The following is a 24,934-nucleotide window of genomic DNA, read 5'->3' on the forward strand; positions in this document are numbered from 1 at the left end:
CGGCCCGGGCCTCGGCCGGACCGCCCGGTGGGCGGTCCGGCGATCACGGCCGCAGGCGCCTCACGCCGGCGACGGCTTCTTCGGCGGCCAGATCTTGAGCCCGGCAACCGCCTTGGCCGGTGCGGCCCCGTCGGCTGCAGGCTTGGCGGCAGGCTTGGTCGCCGCCACCTCGTGTTCCGCCGCGTTGACCTTGGCGACGCCGCGCAGCAGCCGCTGATAGGTCTTGACGGCGAATGCCGCAACATCGCGTTCCGGTGGTATGTCCGTCTTCGCCAGAACCGCGGCAGCCAGCGTAGCGGCAACCATACGATCGTCCATATATAGCCCCTCTTTGGCAGGACAGCGTGTCCTCACGGGCCCACCATGGCACGATTGCGGGGCAATCCGAAATCAGGATTTTTGGTTGTGCGAACGGTGCCGTCGCTCGTGCGTGGCGCGCAGGGCGAGCGACGGCACCGCTGCCGCGCCGGTCTTGGAGGCGGCGTGACCCCATGGTTATGGGGTGCCGGCCGCCGCCGGCAAGCGGGTGCCGGCCGTTCGATCATGCGCATCGAGGTGTCGGCGCCCCCGCCGCCCAGGGCGGCGGCGCCAGGTGTCCGGCCAGCCAGGCGGTGAAGGCGCGGACCTTGCCGGCGGTGAAGCGGGCCGACGGCCGCACCAGGTGGATGGCGCCTTCGCCGTCGACGGACCAGTCGCCGAGCACCTCCACCAGGCGCCCGTCCGCCAGCTCCGGCCCGACCAGCCATTCCGAGCAGATGATCAGGCCCCGGCCGGCGACGCCCGCCCAGACCAGGGTGTGGGAATCGTCGGCCGCGAGCGGCCCGGACACGCGCACGCCCTCCACCCGCCCGTCGCGGCGGAAACGCCATTCGGGATGGGAGACGAGCCGGGTGAACATCAGGCAGTCATGGCCGGCGAGATCGGCGGGGCGGGCCGGGGCGCCGCGGCGGGCGAGATAGGCCGGGGCGGCGCAGACCAGGCGCCGGTTGTCCGCGAGCTTGCGGGCGACGAGGCGGCTGTCCGGCAGGTCGCCGATGCGCAGGGCGATATCATAGCCCTCGGCGACGAGGTCGACATAGCGCTCGGAATAGGAGGCCTCGACGCTCACCGCCGGGTGAAGCGCCAGGAAGTCCGGCAGCATCGGCGCGATCCACATCCGCCCGAAGGTGCCGGGCAGGGCGAGGCGCAGCCGGCCGCTGGGCAGGGCCGCGGCCTCGGCCGCCTCCTGCTCCGCCTCGGCCATGGCGGCGAGCGCGGCGCGCATGCGCTCGGCGAAGCGGGCGCCGGCCTCGGTCGGAACGGCGCTGCGGGTCGTGCGCTCGATCAGGCGCGCGCCGAGCCGCCGCTCCAGGGCCGCCACCCGGCGCGACAGCACGGAGGCGTCGCGCCCGAGGCGGCGGCTGGCCCCGGCGAAGCCGCCGGCATCGAGCACCGCCAGGAAGGCGACGACCTCGTCGAGACGGCGTCCGCTGAATTCGTGCATCAGGTGCAAGGATAACCTGCAATCCCGCGGGATTACAGGACGAAGATCCGGGACCTATCTGCCTCCGCACCGACCAATGGAGGTTTCCATGCGCGCCTATCACCTGACAGCCCCCGGCCTCGAGCACCTCGTCCGGACCGAGGCGGAGCCGCCGCGGCCCGGCCCGGGCGAGGTGCTCGTCCGGCTCAGGGCCGCCAGCCTCAACTATATCGATCTGGCGGTGGCGACCGGCGGCTTCCCCGTGCCGCACCTGCCGCTGATCCCGGTGACCGACGGGGCCGGGGAGGTGATCGAGCTCGGCGCCGGCGTCGAGGGTGTGCGGCCCGGCGAGCGCGTCGTGCCGCATTTCCTGCCGGCCTGGACCGCCGGCGCCCCCGGCCCGGTGGAGGGGCGGCGCATGCGCGGCATCACCATGCCTGGGTCGCTCGCCGAGCTCGCCGTCGTTCCGGCGGGCGGCCTGGTGCGCATGCCGGAGCATCTTTCCTTCGAGGAGGCGGCGAGCCTGCCGATCGCCGCCACGACGGCCTGGAAGGCGATGCGCACCGCCGCTGTCCGGCCGGGCTCGCGCGTCCTGCTGCTCGGCACCGGCGGGGTCAGCCTGTTCGCCCTGCAGTTCGCCAAGGCGGCCGGCGCCCGGGTGATCCTCACCTCGTCCTCGGACGAGAAGCTGGAGCGGGCCCGCGCCCTCGGCGCCGACGAGACCATCAACTACCGCAGCACCCCGGACTGGGACGCCGAGGTGCTGAAGCGGACCGATGGCGCGGGCGTCGACCTGGTGGTCGAGACCGTCGGCGCGCAGACCTTCGGCCGCTCGCTGAATGCCGCCGCCGTCGAAGGCACGGTGTTCGTGGTCGGCTTCGTCACCGGCGGCGAGCTCGCGACTTCGCTCTTCCCGGTGATCCTGAAGACGCTGCGCGTCATCGGCAGCAACACCGGCTCGGTGGCGGACCTCGCCGAAGCGGCAGAAGCGATCGCCGCCACCCGCATCCGGCCGGTGCTCGACCGGGTCTTCAGCTTCGACGAGGCGCCGGCTGCCTATGGACTGATGCAGCGCGGCGGCCATTTCGGCAAGCTGGCGATCACGGTCTGAAGGCGAGACATCCGGAGAGGCCGGTGCCGCCGCCCTATACGGCTGTCCCGGTGCCCGGATCGAACCAGTGCAGCTTGGCGAAGTCGAGCGTCAAAGCCAGCCGCTCGCCTCGGGGTGGCACGCGGTTCGGCGGGATGCGTGCGGCGATCCGGTTGACCCGGGCGCCGCCGGCCTCGGCCGCGAGCGGCTCCTCCGCGAGGGCGGGCGGGGAGGGCAGGTCGAAGAACACGAAGCTGTCGGCGCCGAGCGCCTCGGCCACCAGCACCTCGGCGCGAAACACCGCGTCCTCGGCGGCGCAGACCAGCAGCGATTCCGGCCGCACGCCGAGGATGACCTCCCGGTCCAGCCGGCTCTGCAGACCCGGTCGCTCCGCCAGCGCCGCGGCCGGCAGGTCGAAGGCGATGTCGGTCGCCGCCACGGCGAAGCGCGCCGCCGCCCCGCCCGGCGTCAGGGTGCCGCGGATGAAGTTCATGCTCGGGCTGCCGATGAAGCCGGCGACGAACAGGTTGGCGGGCCGGTCGTAGAGCGCCTGCGGCGTGTCGATCTGCTGCAGGTTGCTCTCCGCCGTCGAGCCGACGGGCTTCAGCACCGCCACCCGGTCGCCCATCGTCATGGCCTCGACCTGGTCGTGGGTGACGTAGAGCGTGGTGACGCCGAGCCGCTGGTTGAGGAGCTTGAGCTCGGCCCGCATCTGCACCCGGAGCTTGGCGTCGAGGTTGGAGAGCGGTTCGTCCATCAGGAAGACCGCGGGGTGGCGCACGATCGCCCGGCCCATGGCGACGCGCTGGCGCTGGCCGCCCGAGAGCATGCCCGGCTTGCGATGGAGATAGCGCGCGAGGTCGAGCGTGCGGGCCGCCTCGGTCACCCGCCGCTCGATCTCCGCCTTGGGCGTGCGGCGCTGCTGCAGCCCGAACGCCATGTTCTCGAACACGGTCATGTGGGGATAGAGCGCATAGTTCTGGAAGATCATGGCGATGTCGCGGTCGCCGGGCTCGCGGTCGGTGACATCGAGCTCCCCGATCAGCAGCCGCCCGGCATCGGGATATTCCAGGCCGGCGGCGACGCGCAGCAGCGTGGACTTGCCGCAGCCCGACGGCCCGACCAGCACGACGAACTCGCCGTCGCCGAGGTCGATCGAGACGTTGGCGACCGCGACGGTGCCGTCGTCATAGGTCTTGCCGATCCGGTCGAAGGAGAGGGACGCCATTGCGCGAGGCCCGGTCAGAGATCGACGGGCCGGCCGCTCGCGGCCGATTGCTCGATCGCGGCGAGCGCCCGTGTCGCGGCGAGGCCGTCCGCCACATCGGCGAGCAGCGGCGCGTCGCGCAGCACCGCGTCGACGAAGCGGGCGATCGCCTCGAACACGAAGCCGCCGACCCTGGTGGCGCCGGTCGGGGCGACGCCGAGCACGTCGGCATAGCGCAGCCCCTTGCCGGTCAGCCGGCGCACCGCGCCGTTGTGCGAGGGGTCGGCCTGCACCTGGCCCTTGTCGCCGACCAGTTCGAGCTTGAAGTCGAACACCTGCGGGTTGTCGGGGGAGAGCAGCCAGCTGTTCTCCATGGTCACCACCGTGCCCTTGGCGAATTCGAGGATGGCGAGGTGGACGTCCTTGGTGGCGACGCCGCGGGACGCCAGCACCCCTTCGCGCGAGACGGCATAGACGCGCTTCACCTCGTCGGCGAGCACGAAGCGCAGGGCGTCGAGAGCGTGGCTGCCGAGGAACCACAGCGCCGAGGAGCGGCTCGCCCAGCTCAGCATCTCCAGCGGCACGAAGGTGGTGTTGCTGAGGCGGGCCGAGCCGTGCACCGGCCGGCCGATCTCGCCGGAGGCCACCGCCTCGCGGACCTGAACGATGGCAGGGCTGACGCGGTTGTGGAAATCGACCATCAGCTTGGCCTTGGACCTGGCGGCAGCGTCGGCGATGGCGTTCGCCTCCTCCAGCGTGGTCGCCAGCGGCTTCTCGCTGAGCACGTGCTTGCCGGCGGCCAGCGCCGCCAGGATGATCGGGGTGTGGGTGAAGTCGGGCGTGGCGATCGAGACCGCGTCGACATGCGGGTCGGCGATCAGGTCCTCGTGCCTGGTGTAGGCGGCCTTGGCGCCGGTCTCGGCCTTCATCGCCTCGGCCCGCTCGGGCGAGACGTCGCACACCGCCACCAGCTCGGTCTCGGGCAGCGTGGTGAAGACATGGGCATGGTTGGCGCCCCACAGACCGGCGCCGACGACGCCCATTCTCAGCCTTTGCATGGACAATACTCCTGAAGGTCAGCCCTTGACCGAGCCGAAGGTCAGACCGCGCACCACGTAGCGGTCGAAGACGAGGAAGATCAGCATGGGCGGCACCATGGCGACCACGGCGGCTGCCGCGATATAGTTCCAGGTGACGCCCGCCGTGGCGAAATAGCCGAGCGTGCCGATCGGCAGCGTCGCGGTGGCGCGCGAGCTCAGCACCAGCGGGAAGGCGGCGTTGTTCCAGGCGAAGACGAAGGCGAACATCGAGGTGACGATCAGGCCCGGACGGACGATCGGCAGGGTGATGCGCAGCATGATCACGTGCCAGCGGGCCCCGTCGACGCGCGCCGCCTCCTCCAGCTCGATCGGCACCTCGTCGATGAAGCTCTTCATCAGCCAGACGGAGAAGGGGATGGTCAGGGTCTGCAGCACCAGCACCATGGCGAGATAGGTGCCGGAGAGGCCGATGCGCGTCATCAGCACGAAATAGGGGATGAGGAAGGCGACCGGCGGCGCCATCAGCAGGCCGAGATACCAGAGCATCAGGTTCTTCTTGGCCCGGAAGCGGAAGCGCGACAGCGCGTAGGCCGCCGGCACGGAGAAGGGCAGGTTGAGCAGCACCGTGCCGGTCGCCACGATGATGCTGTTGACGAGCTGCGGCGCGTTGGCGCCGGGGTCGAGCAGGATGTGGCGGAAGGCGTCGAGCGTCGGCGTGAAGGTGAACTGCGGCGGATTGAGGAAGGCGGTCTCGGGCGGGCGGATCGCCAGGGCGAAGAACCAGCAGATCGGCCCGATGAAGAAGACGAGGGCCAGGAGGATGGCGCCGTAGAGGGCCGTCGCGGCGAGGGGACGCTGGCGGCGCATCTCACCACTCCTCGTTGCGGAAGGCGAAGAAGACGTAGAGGGCGATCAGCGCATTGACGATCACCACGATGATCCAGGTCATGGCGCTGGCGAGCCCGATGTTGAACTGCATCAGGCCGAGCTCGTAGAGGGAGTAGCCGAGCGTGCGCGACGCCGTGCCGGGGCCGCCGCGGGTGAGCACCAGGACGGGGTCGAAGGTGTTGAACAGCTGCATGAAGCGCAGCATCAGCACGATCGCGGCCGTGCGGCGGATCAGCGGCAGCTTGATGCGCACCAGCATGGCCCAGGGCGAGGCCTTGTCGAGCCGGGCGGCCTCGACGATCTCCTGCGGCACCGAGAGCAGGCCGGCATAGAGCACGATGGCGAAGAACGGCGTCCATTGCCACACGTCGGCCGCCAGGACGCTCGCCAGCGCCGTCGCCTGGCTGCCGAGCAGACCCTGGGCCGGCACCGGCAGGAAGGCCGAGCGCAGCACCCAGGGGATGAGGCCGGCGCCGGGATCGTAGAGGTAGCGGAACAGGAAGCCGACCACGATCGGGGCGATGGTGGTGGGCAGGATCAGGAGGGCCCGCGCCGCCGACATGCCGGGCAGGGCGGTGGCCAGCACCAGGGCGATGGCGAGGCCGAGCACGAACTCGATGGCCGTGCCGACCACCGACAGCACGATGGTGTTGCGCAGGCTGGCGACGAAGTCGGCGCTGGCGAGGACCTGGCGGTAATTGGCGAGGCCGACGAAGCCGAGCGGCTCGCCGGCCGCCTGCAGGTTCCAGAAATAGAAGCTGTTCTTCAGCGCGAAGATCAGGGGATAGGCGATCAGCGCCAGCAGCAGCACCACCGACGGGGCGATCAGGACGAAGGGCAGCCAGGACCGCGGCCTGCGGCGGGGCAGGGCCGGAGCGGCGCCGGAAAGGACGTCGTGCATGCGCAGCCTGGGATCGGAGCGGGAGACGGCGGGGCGCGCCGCGGCGGAAACGTCTTGCGATCTGGCGTAGTCGCCAAGCCGCAAGGGCGCGTCGAGACCAGGGTGGCGTGCCTCCGGCGCAGAGGTCGGCGCCGGAGGCACGCCGTGCCAGGGTCGGATCAAGTCAGGAGAGGGTCTTGATCAGGCCCTTTGCGGCCTCGAGGCTGTCGTCGAAGCTCGGTTGCTTGTACGGCAGCAGGAAATTGGCGCCGAGGACGTTCTTGAACAATTCGTCGGTCTGCTTGAGCCCGGCCGCGACCTCGCCGCCGCCGGACAGGAACTGGTTGAGCTGCAGGCCGAGCACGCCCTCGAGCGCGGTGTAGCCGGGCACGGGCGGGCGCGAGATCTTGCCGTTGCCCTGCTCCATCATCGCCAGCTGCACGTCGAGATAGGGATAGACCTTGGCGACGTCGGCGTCCTTGTAGAGGGAGCGGCGGGCAAAGTCGGAGAACTGGTAGTTGAGGTCCGGCCAGAGCGCCATCTTCTTCTGGGTCGCGGCGGAGGTGGCCCATTTCAGGAAGGCCCAGCCGTTCTGCTGGTTGGACGAGCTGGAGGGAATGCCGAGGCTCCAGCCGCCGATGCTGACGTTCTGCTTGACGCCCGCCGCCTTGGGCAGCGCACCGACGTCGAACGTCTCCATGACGTCGGACTTCTTGCCGGTCATGTAGCCGCTGTTCTTGACGAGATAGAAATAGGGCGTCCACCAGTAGAACATGCCGATGTCGCCGGCGGCGAAGCGGGTGCCGGCGTCGAACCAGACATAGTTGATCGCTTCGGGTGGCGAGAGCTTGTAGAGCTCCTGGTAGAGCGCGACGGACTTCGCCCAGGCGTCGCCGGTGAGCTGCGGCGTGAAATCCCAGGGGCTCTCGGGGAAGGACTTGAACCAGCGGGCGCCGTTGCTCGCCGCAACTTGCGTGAACATGTGGACGATCGGGGTGGGCTGCGAGCCGCAGACCACGGTCGGGAACAGCGGCTTGCCGCCGGCCTGCTTGCCGGCGAGCGATTGCAGCGTCTGGAGATAGGCGTCCCAGGTCCAGGCCTCGTCCGTGGCCTTGGGCGGCGCCTTGACGCCGAACTGGCCGAAGAGGTCCTTGCGGTAGATCACGCCCTGGGCATAGGCCGCCACGGGCAGGGTGACGAAGCGGCCTTTCCAGATGTTGGAGGAATAGAGCACTTCCGGGATGAAGTCGCCGAGGTCGATGGCCTTGTCGGCCTTGATGAAGTCGTCGAGCGGCGTGACCCAGCCATTGTCGAGATATTGGCCCGACCACATCTGGTCGACGGTGATGACGTCGGCGTCCGAGGTCTTGGCGACGAAGGAGGAGACGAGGCGGGCCTGCAGCGCGTCGTAGGACAGGCTCTCCAGCTCGACCTTGAGGCCGGTCTCCTTCTCGAACTCCGGCAGCATCGCCTTCATGGAGAAGAAGAACGGGTCCTCCACCGAGAGCACGCGCACGGTGCCGGAGCCCGCGGCGCGGGCGGGCGCGACGGACGCGCCGGCGAGCGCGGCCGCGGCCAGCGCGCCGGATCCGGCCTGCAGCAGCGCGCGCCTGGTCAAAGGATCGATGATGTCTTGCGGCATGTCAGCTTCCCCTCTTGCCTCGTTCCGGCTCTGCCCGGCGGGGCGAGCCGACGATGGTCGTGCACGGCGGCCTTGTTGTTGTGGCCTGCTCTGGTAAGTTTGATGCTCTCACATACAAACTACCTCGTCAAGGCGACGAGGCTGGAGTATGACTGAGACACCTGGGCTCGGAAGGGAATCGCCTGGCCCCGGAGATGCCGGCGGCGAGCCCGATGAAAGCCTATCGCGAGCGGTGAGAATGAAGGCCGGCAGCACCCCGTCCGCCGAGGCGGGCATCGGCACTCTCGGAGCCATGGGCGCCCCGCTCGACGAGATCGCGCGGCCGGCGCGGCGCCGGCAGGGGCTGATCTCCTCGGCCGCCATCGGCTCGGCCAATCGCGGGCGCGTGCTCAAGCTCCTGTTCGATCTCGGCCCGACCAGCCGGGCGGAGCTGGCGCGCCATGTCGGCGTCAACCGGGCGACGATCACCGGCATCATCCAGCCGCTGGTCGACCAGGGCATCCTGGTCGAGGGCGACCCGCTGCGCTCCAGCGAGGGCGGCGGCAAGCCGGCGCGGCCGCTGTGGTTCTCGCAGGATGCCCAGCCGATCTGCGCCGTGCTGCTGATGCACGACAGCGTGCACACGGCGCTCGTCTCGCTCGACGGCGCCATCACCGCCGAGCGCAAGGCCGAGTTCCCGCGCGAGGCGACGCGGGTCGAGCCGATCATGGAGGCCGTCGCCGCCTGCCTCGCCGGCACCCTGTCGGAGGCGCCGCGCGCGCCGCGCGCCATCGGCGTCGCCGCCGGCGGCATGATCGACACCGACCGCGGCGCGATCGTCACCGTCAATCTCGCGCCGATGCTGGACGGATTTCCGCTGGGGCCGGAGCTGACGCGCCGCTTCGGCCTGCCGACCTGCGTCGACCATCATCCGCGGGCGCTGCTGGTCGGCGACCGCTGGTTCGGGGTCGGGCGCGGCCGGCGGCGCTTCGCCGTGGTCTATACCGGCGATGTGCTGGGCGGCGCCCTCTTCCTCGACGACCATCTCTATCGCGGTCCGGCCGGGGCGGGCGGCGAGCTCGGTCACACCTTCGTGCAGGTCGACGGCCTGCCGTGCCGCTGCGGCCGGCGCGGCTGCTGGGAGACGATCGCGACGCTGCGCTGGCTGCGCCGGGAGGCGGCGGCGCGCGGCCTGCCCGCGGCGATCGATTCGCGCCGCCTCGTGGCCCTGGCGGCCGAAGGGGCTCCCGGCGCCGCCGAGCTGCTCGACCGCTATGCCCGCAACGTGGCGGTGGGCATCGCCAACCTGCAGCAGACCATGGCGCCGAACTTCATCGTGCTGCACGGCGACGTTGCCGGCGGCGGGCCCGTCATGATCGAGGCCATCGCCGCCCATGTCCGCGCCCTGGTGCCCTGGCGTCCCGGCGGCGACATCGAGCTCGTCGCCGGCGACATCGCCGATGCCGCCGCCCTGCGCGGCGCCGCCGGGCTGGTGCTGTCGGACCTCCTGCATTTCGAGCTCTGAGGGGAGGGCGCGGCTTGCGGCGCCGGGCGGGCCGCGTCACACTCGCGCCGCCCGTCCGTGATTCAGCCCGAAGACACCGGTGCGGAGGCTCGCCCGCCAACCCCGCGCGGCGGCGAGCGCTTTGTGGCGCGGGGTCGTGAGGACGGGGCCGAGGATATTCGATGGTGCGCGCAACCGGCGGCTTGCCGGACAGATGGTCCGACCGGCCCTATCACCGCAGCTGGCTTCTCGCCCAGGCCAACGGCCTGTTCGATTTCTTCCAGCACAATTCCGTCAACCCGCGGGGCGGCTTCTACGACCTCGACGATCGCGGGCGGCCGCTCGATCCGGCCGGCCAGGTGCGCGGCATCCATATCGCGGCGCGCGCCGTGCACTGCTTCGCCATCGCCACGCTGCTCGGCCGGCCCGGCGCCGCCGATGTGGTCGACCGCGGCATGGACTATCTGTGGAACCACCACCGCGACCTCGAGAACGGCGGCTATGTCTGGTCGCTGAACGATGCCGGCCCGGTCGATGCCAGCAAGCAGGGTTACGGCCACGCCTTCGTGCTGCTGGCGGCGTCATCCGCCCGGACCATCGGCCATCCCCTGGCGGACGCCATGCTCGCCGACATCACCGAGGTCCTGAACGCGCGCTTCTGGGAGGCGCGGCACGGGGCGATCGCCGAGGAATTCACCGCCGACTGGCAGCCCCTCGACGGCGGGCGCTATCGCGGCCAGAACTCCAACATGCACCTGACCGAGGCGCTGATGGCCGCCTTCGAGACGACCGGGGACAAGGATTATCTCGCCAAGGCCGAGAGCATCGCCGATCTGGTGATCCGCCGCCGCGCCGGCTCGGTCGGCTGGCGTGTCGCCGAGCATTTCGACGCCGACTGGGGCCTGGACAAGCACTATTACCACCCCAACGAGATGTTCCGGCCGGCCGGCACCACGCCGGGGCACTGGCTGGAATGGGCCCGCCTGACGCTGCAGATCTGGGCGCTCGGCGGCCGCCGGCACGACTGGATGCCGGAGGCGGCGCGGGGCCTGTTCGCCCAGGCCATGGCGCTCGGCTGGGACGCCGACAAGGGCGGCTTCTTCTACACGCTCGACTGGGAGGACCGGCCGGCCAAGCGCCACAAGCTGTGGTGGCCGGCCTGCGAGGGCATCGGGGCGGCGCATTTTCTCGGCGAGCACCTGCCGAGCGCGTTTCACGAGGAGGGCTACCGCAAGATCTGGAACGTGATCGAGCGTGCTTTCCTCGACCGCGAGAACGGCGGCTGGCACGAGGAGCTGACCGAGGACCTCGTGCCCGGCCACAGCATGTTCGCCGGCAAGGGCGATATCTACCACGCCCTGCAGGCCTGCCTCATCCCGCTGTTCCCGGCGACGGGCAGCCTGACCAAGGTCATCGTCGAGGCCGGCGGCGCCGTATGACGGCCGGAGCGCCGGCTCGCCGTCAGCGGGACCGGCGCGCGGCGGTAAGGCTCCTCATCCGTTCCAGGAGCCGGGACAGAGGTCCCGGTCGCGCCAGGAAGTCGTGGCCGTCCTCGATGGCGCGCCGGATGGCCTGCCGATGCGCCTCGAGCATCGCCTCGCGCCCCTTCGCATAGGCGCCGGGATCCGAGACGGGACTGGTGTTCTCCAGCACCAGCCCGCGCCGATACCGTTCGGGCAGGCTGCGCACGTCGAAATCCTGCCCGCCGCCCTCGGCCCGGTGGTTGGGGACCAGCGCATACCAGAAGTCCAGGGCCTGCGCCCCCTTCCAGCTGTGGTAGATCTTCACGCCCCTGTGGCCGAGCACGAGCTTGCGCTTGTTCATCTGCGCCTCCACGCACAACCCGACGGCGGTCATCCTGCACCACCGGAGAGACGGGGATGTGTCGGCTGGCGCGGCCGCCCTGCGGGTGGAGATGGCCGCGGCGCGAGGCTCGCGGCGGCGAGGACGATCGTAATGTTAAGCGTTCGTTGACCCTGACGCTCGGATTTTATGAACCTGGCCGGCGTGGGCGCGTTGAGGTCACGACAGCGGCCGTCGTCGGAGAACGCGTTGCCGAGGCCGTGCTTGGCGCTTCATCGGTTGGGAGTTGCGTATGAGTCCCCAGGAGAAGATGCAGGATCGACGCATCGTTGCCGGGGCCGTCGGCGATGGGCTGGCGAGCCGGCACGAGGCGCTGCTGCAGGCGCCGCTTCCGGCGGCCATGGCGGCGCTTCTGGCGCGGCTGGCGGCCGTCGAGCCGCCGGGCGCGCGCTGCGGCGCGAACGTCGTCCCGGCAGGGTCGGATGGGGGGCGGCTCATAGGCTCTGCTTCGAATCAGAGGCCATGAGCCGCTCAGCAACGCCTACTTCAGGTTTGCCGCGACGTTGCTGAACTTGTTGGTCAGGTTGGTGCCGACCGTGGTCATGGCGCCGATGGCGACGACGGCGATGAGGGCTGCGATCAGGCCATATTCGATGGCAGTGGCGCCGCTCTCGTCCTTCACGAAACGGGAGAAGAGGCTGTTCATGGCAGTGCTCCGTTGGGTTGTGATGGCATCGGGTTCGACCGACCGTTCGTTGCACCGATCGTGAACAGCCATGACCCTACTCGGAAGCTATTTGAGTAAAATTAAGTCGATCAGCCGTAAAAGGTTAACGGGCGCTTGGGTTAATGATTGGTTTCGGTGGACTATAGGCTTCGAGGGATCGAAGGACGAAGCCGCGAGCCTGGCGGTGATCAGAGCGGAATCGGACCCTCGACCTTGACTTTTTCCATGGCGACGCAGGTTCTGAAGCTCTTCACGTTGCCGCCCTCGAAGAACAATTGACGTGTCAGGGATGTATACTCATCCATGTCCCTGGCGTTCATGATGAGGATGAAGTCGGTCTCGCCGGTCACGTAGTAGCATTGCTGCACCTGCGGGCAGCTGGCGAAACGCTTCTTCATCTCGTCGAGCAGGTCCAACCTTTCGTTTTCGGTGGTCACCTCGACGACGATCGTCAGCGGGCGGCCGAGCGCCCGCTCGTTCACGACGGCGATGTCCTTCCTGATGATCCCGGTGGCGCGAAGCCGTTGCAGGCGGCGCGCCACCGCCGGCGCGGAAAGGCCGACGCGGTCGGAAATTTCGCGCTGGGGCATGAGATTGTCGAGCTGCACCAGCTGCAGAATCTTCAGGTCGAACTCGTCGACCGGCGTCTCGCCAGCCTGCGTCATGTCGGCGGTCTCCTCGCATTCGGGGCTCAATCTGCAAATTTCTTGCGCCGATATGGTCGAATGAGAGCACATTTCTCGCAGAGATCGAAATATTCTCTCGCGAGATCACGAGGCACGCCATGACTTTGATACTCAACGCCCTGCCGCGTTTTCGCGAGCCGCTTTCGGCGGCCGAGCGGGAATTCGTCGGTGAGGATGCGCCGCAGCAGGTGCGGCCGTTCCTGGCCCTGTGGGGGCGAACCGACGAGACGCCGCTTCTCCCGCTGCCGGAGATCGCCGGCGAGCTCGGCCTCGGCGGCGTCGTCCTCAAGGACGAGGGCCTGCGGCTCGGTCAGGGCAGCTTCAAGTCCCTGGGCGGGGCCTATGCGCTGATGGTGCTGTTCAGGCGCCTGCTCGAGCGCCATCTCGGCCAGGACGTGCGCGTCACGCAGCTCCTGTCGCCGACGGCCCGTGCCTTCGCGCGCTCGGTGACGGTGTGCTGCGCGACCGACGGCAATCACGGCAAATCGGTGGCGGCCGGGGCGCGTCTCCTCGGCTGCCGGTCGGTGATCTTCATCCACCAGGGCGTGAGCCGATCGCGGGCCGAGGCCATCGGCGCCGACGAGATCGTCCGCGTCGAGGGAACCTACGACCTGTCCGTGAGCGAGGCCGAGCGCGTGAGCGGCGAGCGCGGCTGGCTGCTCGTCTCCGACACGTCCTGGCCGGGCTATGAGGAGATCCCGGCCCTCGTCGGGCAGGGCTATACGATCCTGGCGGAGGAGGCGCTCCGCCAGGCCGACGGACACGGCCAGGGCCGGCCGACGCACGTGTTCCTGCAGGCCGGCGTCGGCGGATTTGCCAGCAGCATTGCCGGCTATCTCACGGAAAGGCTGGGCCGGGATCGGCTCAAGGTGGTCGTCGTCGAGCCCGACCGGGCGGCCTGCCTGTTCGGCAGCGCCGGAGCGGGCGAGCTCGTCACCGTTCCGCCGACCGAGCCGACGATCATGGCCATGCTCGAATGCTACAGGCCCTCGCTCATCGCCTGGCGGATCCTGGAGAAGCTGGCCGACGGCTTCATGACCGTCACCGAGGAGCAGGCGAAAGATGCCATGCGCCGCCTGGCCGGCCGCGACGCGCAGACCGTGGTCGCCGGCGAAAGCGGCGCCGCCGGCCTGGCCGGGCTCGTGGCGGCCGCGACCGACCGGGAGATGCGCGCCGCGCTGGGGCTCGGCCCCGGCAGCCGCGTGCTGCTGATCAACACCGAAACCGCGACCGACCCGGCGTCCTACGGCGCCATCGTCGGGCGCCCGCCTGCGGCGGTCGCCGGGCCGCGCACCGCGGCAGAGCGCGATCACCGCGGATCGACCATCGAAGCGACGACGGAGACCCAAGACCGTGATCAATGACGACGTCATTCCAAGGCGTGGCTTCAGCCCGTCGGAATTCGAAACGCGGGTCGAGCGCGCCCAGCGGATCATGCAGCGCCACGGGCTCGACGCGATCTTCGTGACCAGCCCGCCGAACGTGCGCTACTTCACCGGCTTCGATTCCCAGTTCTGGGAAAGCCCGACGCGGCCCTGGTTCGTCGTGGTGCCGCTGAGCGGCAGGCCGGTTGCGGTCATACCCGAGATCGGCGCGCCGGAAATGGCGCTCACCTGGATGGAGGATATCCGCACCTGGCCCGCGCCGGTCCCCGAGGACGACGGCGTGTCGCTGCTGAAGGCGACGCTCGAGGGCCTGCCGCGGCGGTTCGGCCGGATCGGCGCCGAGCTCGGCCGCGAGATGTCGCTGCGCATGCCGGTCATCGACCTGTTCAGGCTGCGCGACAGCCTCGGCTCGGAGATCGTCGACGGCTCTCCGGCGATCTGGGCGATGCGCATGGTCAAGACCGACGCCGAGATCGCGCATATCCACCATATCTGCACCATCGCCAGCGCCGCCTACGCGGCGCTGCCCGGCCAGATCTCCATCGGCGAGAGCGAGCGTGAGGCCGTCCGCAAGCTGCGTATCGACATCGCGCGCCGCGGCGCCGATGCGACGCCGTTCATGCCCGCCATCTCCGGTCCCGGCGGCGTGCCGCAGATCGTCTGCGGTCCGCACGACCGCATCCTGGAGACGGGCGATATCCTCTTCATCGATACCGGCTCGACCTTCGACGGCTATTTCTGCGATTTCGACCGGAACTATGCGATCGGCGGCATCTGCGCCGAGGCCGCGCGAGTCCACGAGGCGCTGTGGCTGGCGACCGAGGCGGGCATTGCCGCGGCCGTGCCCGGCGCGACCACCGACGCCGTCTGGCAGGCGATGAGCCGGATCATCGAGGACGCCGGCGCCATCGGCAACAATGTCGGCCGGCTGGGCCACGGCCTCGGCCTGCAATTGACCGAGCCGCCCTCCCATCGACCCGGCGACGGTACCGTCATCGTCGAGAACATGGTGCTGACCATCGAACCCGGCATGGAGTACGCGCCGGGCAAGATGATCGTGCACGAGGAGAACATCGCGATTACCGCCGACGGCCCGCGGCTGCTGACCAGGCGCGCGCCGCGGGAGATGCCGGTCATCCGCTGACACGACGATCACCAACGGAGCCTCTCCGAGGCCGTCTCAAGGCACCGTCCGGGCGATCCGGCGGGCATCCCCGGGCTCGGCCCGAGGAGCCCTCGCCGGCGCTCCGCCGGATGTGCGGACGGCCTCTCGGGACGCTCCCAACACAGAAGGGGAACTACAATGCCATCGATACTCTTGTCCTGCGCGGCGACGGCCCGTCGCCTTCTCGCCTGCGCGGTCCTCGCGCCCCTGGTCCTCGGCGGGATCGCCGCCGCGGCCCGTGCGGCGGACCTGCAGACCATCGAGCCCGGAACGATCCTCGTCGGTTCGGACCAGGTCTATCCGCCGTATGACTATGTCGAGAACGGCGTCACCAAGGGGCTCGACGCCGATGTCATGGCGCTGATCGCGCCGAAGCTGGGGCGGGACGTGCGTTTCGTCGATACGCGCTTCGCCAACCTGATCGCGGGGCTGCAGGCCAACCGCTACGACCTCATCGCCTCGGCCCTCTACGTGACGCCGGCCCGGGCGGAGGTGGTCGACTACATCCCCTACGCCAAGACCGGCGGCTCGCTGATGGTGCGCAGCGACGACAGCTTCGCGCCGAAGCAGCCGGAAGACCTGTGCGGCAAGCGCGTCGGCAACCTCAAGGGAGCGGCCTGGGTTCCCGAGCTGCGCAAGACCTCCGATGCCGGATGCGCAGCCAACCCCATCGGCGTGCAGGAATATGCGACGTCGGCGGAGGCGGCGCAGGCCCTGCTGTCGCGCGGCGTCGACGCCGTCTTCGACGACGCCGGCGTGTCGCAGGCCGCGGTCGCCGCCTCCGGCAACCGGCTGAAGATCACCTCCGACCAGATCCTGTTTCCGGTCGTCATGGGGCTGGCGGTCAAGAAGGGCAACGCCCAGCTGCTGGCCGCCATGCAGGAGCAGATGGATGCGCTGATCGCCTCCGGCGCCTATGGCGCGCTCCTGCGGAAATACAATCTGGCGATGCCGACCGCGGACGAGATCAAGGCCGCGCTTTCCCAAACCAATTGAGCCCTGCGGGATGGGGGCCGCCGCGCCGGCCATCCCGCCTCCATGAACGAGAGGCACCATGGTCTTCGATTGGCCCTATACGCTGAGCCTTCTGTGGAGCCGGGATTTCTGGCAGGCGACCTTGACGGTCGTCGAGCTCAGCCTCGCGAGCTGGGCGATCAGCGTCGTGCTCGGCTTCGGCGTCGCGCTGGCCAGGCAGTCGCCGGCCTGGCTGCTGCGCCGGACCGCCGCGACCTATATCTGGTTCTTCCGCAGCCTGCCGCTGCTCGTCCTGCTGATCTTCGTCTACAATTTCCCGCAGGCCTTTCCGTCGACGGGGCCGCTTCTGTCGCAGCCCTTCGTCGCGGGCCTGATCGCCCTCGTCCTCAGCGAGACCGCCTATATCGCCGAGATCCATCGCGGCGCGCTGGTGGCGATCGGCAAGGGGCAATACGAGGCCGGCCATGTGCTCGGCCTGTCGAAGCTCGGGCTGCAGAGGCTGATCGTCATCCCGCAGGCGCTGCGCGTCGCCCTGCCGGCACTCGGCAACGAATATATCTCGATCGTCAAGCTGACGTCGCTGGTCTCGGTGATCTCGCTCGCCGAGATCCTGCTGGTCGGCCAGCGCTACTACACCCAGAACTTCAAGGTCATGGAGACCATGCTGGCCGTGGCGTTCTACTACGTGCTGGTCGTCACGGTCTTCGACAGCCTGCTCAGGAGGCTGGAACGCCATCTCGATTTTTCGAGCCGCAAGGCCGCCCTGTCCGATGCCGAGCAGCCCGGCGTCATCGATCTGCGGGAGCGCCGCGTCCAGGCCGGGAGTCCCGAGCCCGAGATCCGGCTCGAACGCGGCGGCAAGCACTTCGGCGAGGTCGAGGTGTTTCGCGATCTCGACCTGGCGATCCCGACGGGCCAGGTCGTTTCCATCATCGGCCCGTCCGGATCGGGAAAGACCACGCTGATCCGCTGCCTCAACGGCCTGGAGACCCTCGACAGGGGCATCGTCCACCTGAAAGGGGTGCCCGTCCTCGCCGGCACGCAGGAGACGGCGACCATCCCGGCAGGCAAGCAGAAGCGTCACCTCCTGGAAGTCGGCATGGTCTTCCAGAGCTTCAATCTCTTTCCGCACCGGACGGTGCTCGAGAACGTCATGCTCGGCCCGATCTATCACAACCGCGCCCCCCGCCCGCAAGTGGAGGCGGCCGCACGCGCGATCCTGGGCCAGGTCGGCATGCTCGCGCACGAGAACAAGTATCCGCATCAGCTTTCCGGCGGGCAGCAGCAGCGGGTGGCCATCGCCCGGGCCCTGGCGATGGAGCCGTCCATCCTGCTCTTCGACGAGCCGACATCGGCGCTCGACCCGGAGACGGTGGGCGAGGTGCTGCGCATCATCGCCGATCTCGCGCGCTCCGGCCGCACCATGGTGATCGTCACCCACGAGATGAAGTTCGCCCTGCAGGTCTCGGACCGGATCATCTTCATGGAGAAGGGGCGGATCCAGTTCGACGGCACCCCCGACGCCCTGCGGGACCGCCCGCAGCACGGCGACCGGCTCGCCGAGTTCGCCCGGCTCTAGCTAAAGCGTCTTTGCGATTTGGCGGCAACGCCAAGCGTCGCAAAGACGCGTCGAAACAAAGAGTTAGAGCAAAGGAGCGTTTCCGTCCAAACGCGCTTTGCTCCAGGGATGGATGGACATGAGCACGATATCGATCGACGGCGACCGCCTGCTCGGCCGCATCCGCACGCTCGGCGGCATCGGGCGGGATGAGGCGGGGCGGCTGACGCGGCTCGCCGCCACGGATGCCGACAAGCTCGGCCGCGACGCCTTCGTCGCCTGGTCGCGGGATGCCGGGCTGGACGTGCGGATCGATCGCATCGGCAACCTGTTCGCGATCTGGGGGGGCGGGCAGGGCCATGCCCCGCTGATGATCGGATCGCACATCGACACGGTGATCGATGCCGGCATGTTCGACGGCTGCTACGGCGTGCTGGCGGGGCTCGAGGTCGTTCAGACCCTGGCGGAGACCGGCGTCAGCCCGGACCGGCCGATCGTCGTCGCCGCCTTCACCAACGAGGAGGGCGTCCGGTTCTCGCCCGACATGATGGGGTCGGCGGTGTTCGCGGGGAGCCATCCCCTGGAGGCGGCGCTCGCGTCGGAAGGCACGGACGGCGCCCTGCTCGGAGCCGAGCTCCGGCGCATCGGCTATGCCGGCGATGAAGAGCCGGGCTTCCTGAAGCCCGGCGCCTATCTTGAGCTCCACATCGAGCAGGGACCGATCCTCGAGCACGAGGGCGTCGGGATCGGCGCGGTCGACAGCCTGCAGGGCATCTCCTGGCAGAGGATCGCCATCGTCGGCGAAGCCAATCATGCCGGCACCACGCCGATGACCATGCGCCGGGACGCCGGCCATGCCGCCGCCCGCGTGATCGATTTCCTCCGACGGTCGGCGCTCGAGCGTGCGCCCCGCCTCGTCGCCACCGTCGGCAGCCTCGGCCTGTGGCCGAACGCCATCAACGTCGTGCCGGGAGAGGCGGTCCTGACGGTCGACATGCGCAGCCCCGACGCCGACATTCTGGCCGCGGCGGAGGCGCGGTTTGCCGCGTTCCTGCAGGAGATGCGCAGCGAAGGCGGGTTCTCGATCACGCAGACCCGGCTCGTCCGCACAGAGCCCGTCCAGTTCGATGGCCGGATCGTCCGGCTGGTCGAGACGGCGGCGGCGGGGCGCGGGCTGACTGTGCGGCGCATGACCTCCGGCGCCGGGCATGATGCGCAGATGCTGGCGCCGATCGCCCCGACGGCGATGATCTTCGTGCCGAGCGCCGGCGGCATCAGCCACAATCCGCGCGAGCATACGGCGGATGATCCGCTGATCGCGGGAGCCAATGTGCTGCTCGATGTGGTCCGGGACCTGATCGCCGCATTGCCGTCCGGCGGCGGCGCTTGAGCGCCCGGGCTGGGCCGGCGCGGCGGCACGCTCGAGGCCTCGCCGTCGCGGTCCGGACGACAATGCATCGTCAGGGCCCGGGACCGACGAGGGATCCCGGCCGGCGGATCCGGCCTCCCGCGGCAGCCGTCACCGGCGCACCCGGTACAAGCGCTGCCGGCGCAGGTGGTCGACCGCCACCGCGCAGATGAGGATCGCTCCGACGATGATGCTGTTGTACTGCGGCGGCACGCTGGCGACGATGAGGGCGTTGTCGATCGCCGACAGGAGAAGGGCGCCGGTGGCGACGCCCGATATCGTTCCCAGCCCTCCGAGGAGGCTGATGCCGCCGATCAGCGTTGCGGTGACGACCGTCAGGGTCACGGAGGAGCCTCCGGCAGCCACCTGGCCGCTGCCGACCCTCGCGGCGTAGATGACGCCGGCGAGCCCGGCGGTCGCGCCTGCGGCGACATAGAGGATCGTGTCGAGCCGCTTGACCTTCAGTCCGTTGGCGATCGCCGCCTTGCGATTGCCGCCGAGGGCGCGTGTCTCGACGCCGAACGGTGTCTGCTCCAGCAGGAACGAGAACAGCAATCCTGTCGCGACGGCGTAGAGGATGATGTACGGCACGCCGAGCAGCGATCCCTGGCCGAGGGCCTGGAACGCGTCCGGCAGGGGCACGATGTCCTGCCCGCCGGTGATCTCGACGCACAGGCCGCCAATGATGAAGAAGGTGCCCAGCGTCGCGATGATCGGGGGAACGTGCAGCCGCTCGATGATGACGCTGTTGACGAACCCGGCCGCGGCGCCCGCGCCGACGCCCGCCAGGACTGCGATCGGCCAGGGCAGCTCCCAGCTCAGCAGGGAAGCGCAGACGATGCCGCCGAGCGTGAAGACCGCCCCCACGGAGAAATCCAGGCCGCCGCCGATCATCAGGAGCGAGGCGCCGCAGCCCATGATGAAATAGATCACCGCCGCGCGGGCGATGTCGGTCAGATTGGCCGGGTCCAGGAATGCCGGATTGCGCAGCGAGGCGCCGATGGCGACGGCCAGGATGACGGCGACCAGCGTCGTCTCCTGCCGCAGGATGAGAGCGGAGAGCCGTCCTTGCGAAGGCAAGGCTGCGGCCGTGACCTGCTCAGGCATGGCAATCCCCCTTCTCTCCGAGGATCGTCTCGGGTCCCGCGGCATCGCCCGGGATGGCGCCCGTGATCAGGCCGATGATCTCGTCACGGCTGGTATCTCCGACCCGTCGCGTCGCCAGCGAGCGGCCGAGCCGCATCACGGTGATGGCATCGGCGTTGCGGAAGACGAAGTCCATGTCGTGGCTGATGCAGATGACGGCCTTGCCCTGCCGGCGCAGCTCCCCGAGTATGTCGGCGACATGGGCCGTTTCGCGCACGCCGAGGGCCGCGGTCGGCTCATCGAGCAGGATGATCGGCAGGTCCATGCGCACGGCGCGCGCGATGGCGACGATCTGACGCTCGCCTCCCGACAGAAGCCCCACCGGCGTGCGCACCGAGCCGACCCGGACCTTGAGCTTTTCCAGCACGGCGGCGGCCTCCGATTCCATGCGGCGGCGATCGAGGCGCAGGCGCCCGCGGCGCGGGATCGCTCCCAGCGCCATGTTGGTGGCGATGTCCAGGCATTCGACGAGCGCGAGATCCTGATGGACCACGGAAATCCCGTGAGCATGGGCCTGGGCGGCGTCCCGCAGCGCCACGATCGCGCCGCTCAGCCTGATCTGCCCTTGGTCGGGATGGTGCATGCCGCACATGATCTTGAGGGCGGTCGACTTGCCGGCACCGTTGTCGCCGACGAGCGCATGGATTGTCCCGGCATGGGCGGCGAGGTCCACATGCGACAGCGCGGTGACGTTGCCGAACGACTTGCCGATCCCCCTCAATTCCAGCGCCGGCATCCGACCGATCTGGACGGCGTCGGTCATTGCCAGCCCTTCGCCAGATAGTCCTTGTAGTCGTCGGCGCCGAACATGCGCACGCCGACATCGATCTGCGCCGGCACCGGCTTGCCGAGCGCCAGGGCGGCGAGGGAATCGGCCATCGACGAGCCCGCCGTGCAGAGATCCTGCAGCATCAGCGTGTAGACCGTGCCGTCCTTGAGGCCCTGCTCGCCGCCGCCGGCGATTCCGTTGGCCACGAAGACGACCTTGCCGACCAGCCCCTTGGACTTGATGGCGGCGACCGCGCCCTGCGTGGCGGTGCCCATATGCGACGCGATGACGTTGACGTCGGGGTGGGCGGTGAGAAGCGTGCTGGCCTGGTCGAGAGCCTTGCTGGCGTCGTCATTGGTATAGACGACGGCCGTGACCGTGACGTTCGCCGTCTTTGCCGCGGCCGCCGTGAAGGCGTCGACGAAGGCTTTGGCGGCTCCGCTGGGACCTTGCGCCATCAGCCCGACCTTCTGCGGTCCCGGCCGCCTGGCGATGGCTTCGGCGAATATCTCGCCGACACGTTCGAAATTGGCCCCGATATTGACGCCGGAGCCGGATTCGGTTCCCGCCGCTCCGTAGAACGTGCCGACCCTTATCCCGGCCTTGCCCGCCTGCTGCAGCACGGGGACGAATCCGTTGGTGGCGGGGAACGTGGCGATCGCGCCGACCTTGTTGGCAATTCCCTGCTGAATCTGCTGAATCATCACCGTGGCATCGAGCGCGCCGCCGGTCGGCCCGGATTCCGTGACCGGTATCTCGAGCTCCTTCGCGCGGCTGGCGAGGCAGTCTCCGATCAGGCGCCATGCCGGGTATTTCGGCAAGGGATTGACGAACAGGATCGACGACAGCCCGGCGGCCGTCGCCGCGGGAGCCGGACCCATTGCGATGCCGGCGAGCATGCATGCCAGTCCCATGCGGGACCGGATCGACTGACGAGCGCGCATTTTTTTCCTCCCGAGGACGCCGGAGCCCAGAGCCGGCCCGATGGCGTCCGGTCGAAAGCGTGCATCAGGGGCTGAAAGCTGTCAATAATAAGTCAGAGATAATTACTAAATATGCCCGCCCTTGAAGAGGGCGAGGTCGATGGCCTGGGCCATGGCCTTGTAGCCGGCATCGCTCGGATGGATGTGATCGCCGCAATCATAGGCCGGCAGGATCCTCGTCGGCCGGTCGGGGTCGCGTATCGCGGCGTCGAAATCGATGACGCCGTGGACACCTTCGGATTTGCGGATCCAGGCATTCACGGCCGAACGAAGCCTTTCCTTTTCGGCCGTGTAGAACTCGCCGATCGGACTTTCCGACCTCGTGCCTTCGAACGGCGTCAGCGTGCCGAGAACGACCCTGGCGCCGGCGACCTCCGTCCGCGCCGCAACCTGCTTGATCGCGGCGATGATCTGCGCGGCCGTGACCGCGTCGCCCGGCCCGGCGAGGGCCGTGTTCGGCCAGCCTATGTCGTTGATGCCTTCCATGATCACCAGATGGGACAGGTTGGGCAGGCTGAGGACGTCGCGGTCGAAGCGCTCCAGCGCCTTGGCGCCGCGGCGATTGCTGAGGAGCCGGTTGCCGCCGATGCCGAGGTTGAGAACCGCGATGTCCTGCGTGTCCGGATCGGACCTGAAGCGATCGCTCAGGATGTCCGGCCATCTCCTGTCGCCGTCGACCTGCGATCCATAGCCGTCGGTGATGGAGTCGCCGAAGCAGGCGATGGCGCGCGACGTCGCCTTGGCGTCGACATAGACGACGGACGCCAGGTACCGGCTGAACGTCGTCTGCTGCACGGGGAGCGCCTCTGCGCCGACGAAATTGCCGGGGATGGAAATATAGGCCGTCTGCTGCGCCTCGTAGTGGTGCGTCTGGACCGGAACGGGGCCTTCGACGAAGAAGCTGAGCGCCAGCCGGCCGTGCGGGGGCACGTCGATCGCGACGGGATCGCTGAGCAATGGGGCGCCGGCGGGCACGCGGGCAGCCGCCTCGCCGCCAAAGGTCAGGGGCCTGGCGGTCAGCGGTTGAATGGCGCCGTCCTCGCCCGCGAGCGCGATGCCCGCCGCATCGATTGCGATCGGGGCGCTGCCGAACTCGTTCGATATCCTGACGCGTACCCGCCGCCCCCCGACGCTGACACGCAGGATCTCGCGGATGGTCTGGTTGTAGAAGCCGGGCAGGACCGCGTCGGCGGCCCACACGTTCATCGGGCTCGCGGCCCATGTTGCGATCCAGTCAGCGCGCATTGCCGTCTCCCCATATCGGTCAAGTCAGCTACAGCCTGGTTTCTCGCTCAGTCAATAGGTAACTCAAATTGACCTATTGTCGGCAATTGGCCGAGCCACTAAGACTGCATCGACATGCCTGTCGGCCGCGGTCGCGGCAGCGTGTGAAACCAGAGGTGTGATCGTGACCGGACGCATCGGCGGCGGACCCTATGCCCGGTCGGGGATGAACGGCATCGCGGCGGCCTACAGGGGCACGAACCAGGTCGGCCTGCGTGCGTCGAACGAGCGTCTGGCCCTGTCGCTGGTCCGGATCCATGGTCAGCTCTCGAAGGCGCAGATCGCCGAAATCACCGGGCTGACCAAGCAGACGGCGTCGGTGATCGTGCGTTCGCTCGAGGCCGACGGGCTGCTGGTTGCGGGCAGGCCGATCAAGGGCAAGGTCGGGCAGCCTTCGGTGCCCATGCACATCAATCCGGAAGGCGCTCTCTTCCTCGGCTTGCGCCTCGGCCTTCGCCATGCCGACATCGCCCTGATCGATTTCGTCGGCGGCGTTCTCGAACAGCGCCGGTTGTCCTGCGGCGTCGATGCGGTCGGCGAGATCGCGCCGCAGGTCCAGTCCGCAATCGCCGAGATGCGCATGCGACTGACGCCGGGACAGAACGTCAGGCTGGAGGATCTCGGCATAGCGGTGGCGGCCGACCTGCTCGACGCGCTGGCCTCGGACGCGGGCAACGACGATATCGAGGAGGGATGGGCCGTCCTCGACGGCGTGGCGTCCCGGATCAACGGGCAGACCGGCCTGCGGATCTACATGGACCGCGAGGCCGTGGCCGCCTGCACGGCGGAAATCGCCTATGGCCTTGCCGGGAGCGCCCCGGATTTTCTCTATGTCTTCGTTGCGCACGGGGTCGACGGCGGCATCGTCCAGCAGGGGCGCCTCGGCTTCTCCAGGCGCGAGGGCCGGCCCGGCCTTGCGCGCGTCCTGGTGCCGACGGCGAGAGGCGAGGTCGCTCCCCTCGGCCGGTCGGTCTCCGTTGACGACGTGGGCCTGACGCCCGGCACCAGGGCACCGGACCCGGCGCTCAGGAAGTGGGTCGTCTCCGCCGCGGCAAATATCGCCTACGCCATACATTCGGCGTCCGCCCTGGCCACGTTCAGGAGCGTCGTCGTGGATGGTCCCATGCCCGCCTGGGTACGAGCCGAGCTCGCGCGCGAGATCAAGGAGAGCCTGGCTGCCTTCGGGCTACCGGATCTTTCCGCGCTCTTCGTTCGCGAGGGCACGTCGGATCGTCAGACCCAGGGGCTCGGAGCGGCTTGCATGCCCCTTCTCGATCGGTTCTTCCTGCATTCGACCTTCGATCCCGCGCCGCGGCTGGAGAGCGAGTGACGCCATCAATGGCCGGCGCGTGG

24 protein-coding genes are annotated in these 24,934 nt (G+C 69.2%); 10 read left to right on the top strand and 14 right to left on the bottom strand.

The window, feature by feature from the left end; translation table 11 throughout:
• Nucleotides 1–60 precede the first annotated feature (60 nt).
• Both QO011_RS35410 and QO011_RS35415 read right to left on the bottom strand, forming a co-directional pair.
• The gene (locus QO011_RS35410) at nucleotides 61–318 is read right to left on the bottom strand and encodes a hypothetical protein (protein ID WP_307283086.1); all 258 of its coding nucleotides are present in this window, start codon (nucleotides 316–318) and stop codon (nucleotides 61–63) included.
• A gap of 223 nt (nucleotides 319–541) precedes the next feature.
• Entirely contained in the window at nucleotides 542–1,483 is a 942-nt protein-coding gene (locus QO011_RS35415) for a LysR family transcriptional regulator (protein ID WP_307283089.1), read from the bottom strand.
• 88 nt (nucleotides 1,484–1,571) lie between these two features.
• Between QO011_RS35415 and QO011_RS35420 the strand changes: the two genes are divergently transcribed.
• Complete coding sequence (locus QO011_RS35420; RefSeq protein WP_307283092.1) at nucleotides 1,572–2,573, top strand: zinc-dependent alcohol dehydrogenase family protein; 1,002 nt, start codon at nucleotides 1,572–1,574, stop codon at nucleotides 2,571–2,573.
• Between the two features lie 34 nt (nucleotides 2,574–2,607).
• On the opposite strand, the gene QO011_RS35425 is transcribed toward QO011_RS35420, so the two are convergent.
• The 5 genes from QO011_RS35425 to QO011_RS35445 form a co-directional block, all read right to left on the bottom strand.
• Nucleotides 2,608–3,780, bottom strand: coding sequence for an ABC transporter ATP-binding protein (locus QO011_RS35425; RefSeq protein ID WP_307283094.1), 1,173 nt, complete (start codon nucleotides 3,778–3,780; stop codon nucleotides 2,608–2,610).
• 14 nt (nucleotides 3,781–3,794) lie between these two features.
• Nucleotides 3,795–4,817, bottom strand: a complete 1,023-nt coding sequence (locus QO011_RS35430; RefSeq protein WP_307283097.1) for a Gfo/Idh/MocA family protein — start codon at nucleotides 4,815–4,817, stop codon at nucleotides 3,795–3,797.
• A gap of 18 nt (nucleotides 4,818–4,835) precedes the next feature.
• A complete protein-coding gene (locus QO011_RS35435; protein WP_307283099.1) occupies nucleotides 4,836–5,666 on the bottom strand; it encodes a carbohydrate ABC transporter permease in 831 nt (276 codons plus the stop codon).
• Between the two features lies 1 nt (nucleotide 5,667).
• Nucleotides 5,668–6,588, bottom strand: coding sequence for a carbohydrate ABC transporter permease (locus tag QO011_RS35440; RefSeq protein ID WP_307283101.1), 921 nt, complete (start codon nucleotides 6,586–6,588; stop codon nucleotides 5,668–5,670).
• 163 nt (nucleotides 6,589–6,751) lie between these two features.
• Nucleotides 6,752–8,209, bottom strand: a complete 1,458-nt coding sequence (locus tag QO011_RS35445) for an ABC transporter substrate-binding protein (RefSeq protein WP_307283104.1) — start codon at nucleotides 8,207–8,209, stop codon at nucleotides 6,752–6,754.
• Between the two features lie 238 nt (nucleotides 8,210–8,447).
• Here QO011_RS35445 and QO011_RS35450 point away from each other — a divergent pair, with 238 nt between their 5' ends.
• Together QO011_RS35450 and QO011_RS35455 are read left to right on the top strand one after the other, a co-directional pair.
• On the top strand, nucleotides 8,448–9,713 hold the full coding sequence (locus QO011_RS35450; protein WP_307283107.1) for an ROK family transcriptional regulator: 1,266 nt from the start codon (nucleotides 8,448–8,450) through the stop codon (nucleotides 9,711–9,713).
• Between the two features lie 161 nt (nucleotides 9,714–9,874).
• Entirely contained in the window at nucleotides 9,875–11,131 is a 1,257-nt protein-coding gene (locus QO011_RS35455) for an AGE family epimerase/isomerase (RefSeq protein WP_307283109.1), read from the top strand.
• 22 nt (nucleotides 11,132–11,153) lie between these two features.
• Here the strand turns inward: QO011_RS35455 and QO011_RS35460 are convergent, their stop codons facing one another.
• A complete protein-coding gene (locus QO011_RS35460) occupies nucleotides 11,154–11,516 on the bottom strand; it encodes a hypothetical protein (RefSeq protein WP_307283112.1) in 363 nt (120 codons plus the stop codon).
• 271 nt (nucleotides 11,517–11,787) lie between these two features.
• Between QO011_RS35460 and QO011_RS35465 the strand changes: the two genes are divergently transcribed.
• Nucleotides 11,788–12,021, top strand: coding sequence for a hypothetical protein (locus QO011_RS35465; protein WP_307283114.1), 234 nt, complete (start codon nucleotides 11,788–11,790; stop codon nucleotides 12,019–12,021).
• Nucleotides 12,022–12,036: 15 nt separating this feature from the next.
• On the opposite strand, the gene QO011_RS35470 is transcribed toward QO011_RS35465, so the two are convergent.
• Both QO011_RS35470 and QO011_RS35475 read right to left on the bottom strand, forming a co-directional pair.
• Nucleotides 12,037–12,201 (bottom strand): Flp family type IVb pilin, encoded by a 165-nt coding sequence (locus QO011_RS35470; protein WP_307283116.1) that lies wholly within the window; start codon nucleotides 12,199–12,201, stop codon nucleotides 12,037–12,039.
• A 209-nt stretch (nucleotides 12,202–12,410) separates the two neighbouring features.
• A complete protein-coding gene (locus tag QO011_RS35475; RefSeq protein ID WP_307283119.1) occupies nucleotides 12,411–12,887 on the bottom strand; it encodes an Lrp/AsnC family transcriptional regulator in 477 nt (158 codons plus the stop codon).
• Nucleotides 12,888–13,006: 119 nt separating this feature from the next.
• On the opposite strand from QO011_RS35475, the gene QO011_RS35480 reads away from it, so the two are divergent.
• The 5 genes from QO011_RS35480 (at nucleotide 13,007) to QO011_RS35500 (ending at nucleotide 19,381) form a co-directional block, all read left to right on the top strand.
• Complete coding sequence (locus QO011_RS35480; RefSeq protein WP_307283121.1) at nucleotides 13,007–14,272, top strand: diaminopropionate ammonia-lyase; 1,266 nt, start codon at nucleotides 13,007–13,009, stop codon at nucleotides 14,270–14,272.
• The gene (locus QO011_RS35485) at nucleotides 14,262–15,437 is read left to right on the top strand and encodes a M24 family metallopeptidase (protein ID WP_307283123.1); all 1,176 of its coding nucleotides are present in this window, start codon (nucleotides 14,262–14,264) and stop codon (nucleotides 15,435–15,437) included. Before QO011_RS35480 ends, QO011_RS35485 begins: the two co-directional genes overlap by 11 nt.
• A 159-nt stretch (nucleotides 15,438–15,596) precedes the next feature.
• Entirely contained in the window at nucleotides 15,597–16,454 is an 858-nt protein-coding gene (locus QO011_RS35490; protein ID WP_307283124.1) for a transporter substrate-binding domain-containing protein, read from the top strand.
• 58 nt (nucleotides 16,455–16,512) lie between these two features.
• Nucleotides 16,513–18,012, top strand: a complete 1,500-nt coding sequence (locus QO011_RS35495; RefSeq protein WP_307283126.1) for an amino acid ABC transporter permease/ATP-binding protein — start codon at nucleotides 16,513–16,515, stop codon at nucleotides 18,010–18,012.
• 118 nt (nucleotides 18,013–18,130) lie between these two features.
• Nucleotides 18,131–19,381: a Zn-dependent hydrolase gene (locus QO011_RS35500; RefSeq protein WP_307283129.1), complete on the top strand. Its 1,251-nt coding sequence runs from the start codon at nucleotides 18,131–18,133 to the stop codon at nucleotides 19,379–19,381.
• A 129-nt stretch (nucleotides 19,382–19,510) separates the two neighbouring features.
• Here QO011_RS35500 and QO011_RS35505 read toward each other — a convergent pair whose 3' ends face one another.
• The 4 genes from QO011_RS35505 to QO011_RS35520 all read right to left on the bottom strand — a co-directional run bounded on the left by QO011_RS35505 (nucleotide 19,511) and on the right by QO011_RS35520 (nucleotide 23,542).
• Nucleotides 19,511–20,506, bottom strand: coding sequence for an ABC transporter permease (locus tag QO011_RS35505; protein ID WP_307283132.1), 996 nt, complete (start codon nucleotides 20,504–20,506; stop codon nucleotides 19,511–19,513).
• Nucleotides 20,499–21,308 carry an ATP-binding cassette domain-containing protein gene (locus QO011_RS35510; protein ID WP_307283134.1) on the bottom strand — a complete coding sequence of 270 codons (810 nt, stop codon included), beginning with the start codon at nucleotides 21,306–21,308 and terminating at the stop codon, nucleotides 20,499–20,501. Before QO011_RS35510 ends, QO011_RS35505 begins: the two co-directional genes overlap by 8 nt.
• Nucleotides 21,305–22,213, bottom strand: coding sequence for a sugar ABC transporter substrate-binding protein (locus tag QO011_RS35515; RefSeq protein WP_307283137.1), 909 nt, complete (start codon nucleotides 22,211–22,213; stop codon nucleotides 21,305–21,307). Before QO011_RS35515 ends, QO011_RS35510 begins: the two co-directional genes overlap by 4 nt.
• A gap of 150 nt (nucleotides 22,214–22,363) precedes the next feature.
• Nucleotides 22,364–23,542 (bottom strand): SGNH/GDSL hydrolase family protein, encoded by a 1,179-nt coding sequence (locus tag QO011_RS35520; RefSeq protein WP_307283139.1) that lies wholly within the window; start codon nucleotides 23,540–23,542, stop codon nucleotides 22,364–22,366.
• Nucleotides 23,543–23,747: 205 nt separating this feature from the next.
• On the opposite strand from QO011_RS35520, the gene QO011_RS35525 reads away from it, so the two are divergent.
• Nucleotides 23,748–24,911, top strand: a complete 1,164-nt coding sequence (locus QO011_RS35525) for an ROK family transcriptional regulator (RefSeq protein WP_307283143.1) — start codon at nucleotides 23,748–23,750, stop codon at nucleotides 24,909–24,911.
• Nucleotides 24,912–24,934 lie beyond the last annotated feature (23 nt).

It is taken from the genome of Labrys wisconsinensis (assembly GCF_030814995.1).
Classification (GTDB): Bacteria; Pseudomonadota; Alphaproteobacteria; order Rhizobiales; family Labraceae; genus Labrys; species Labrys wisconsinensis.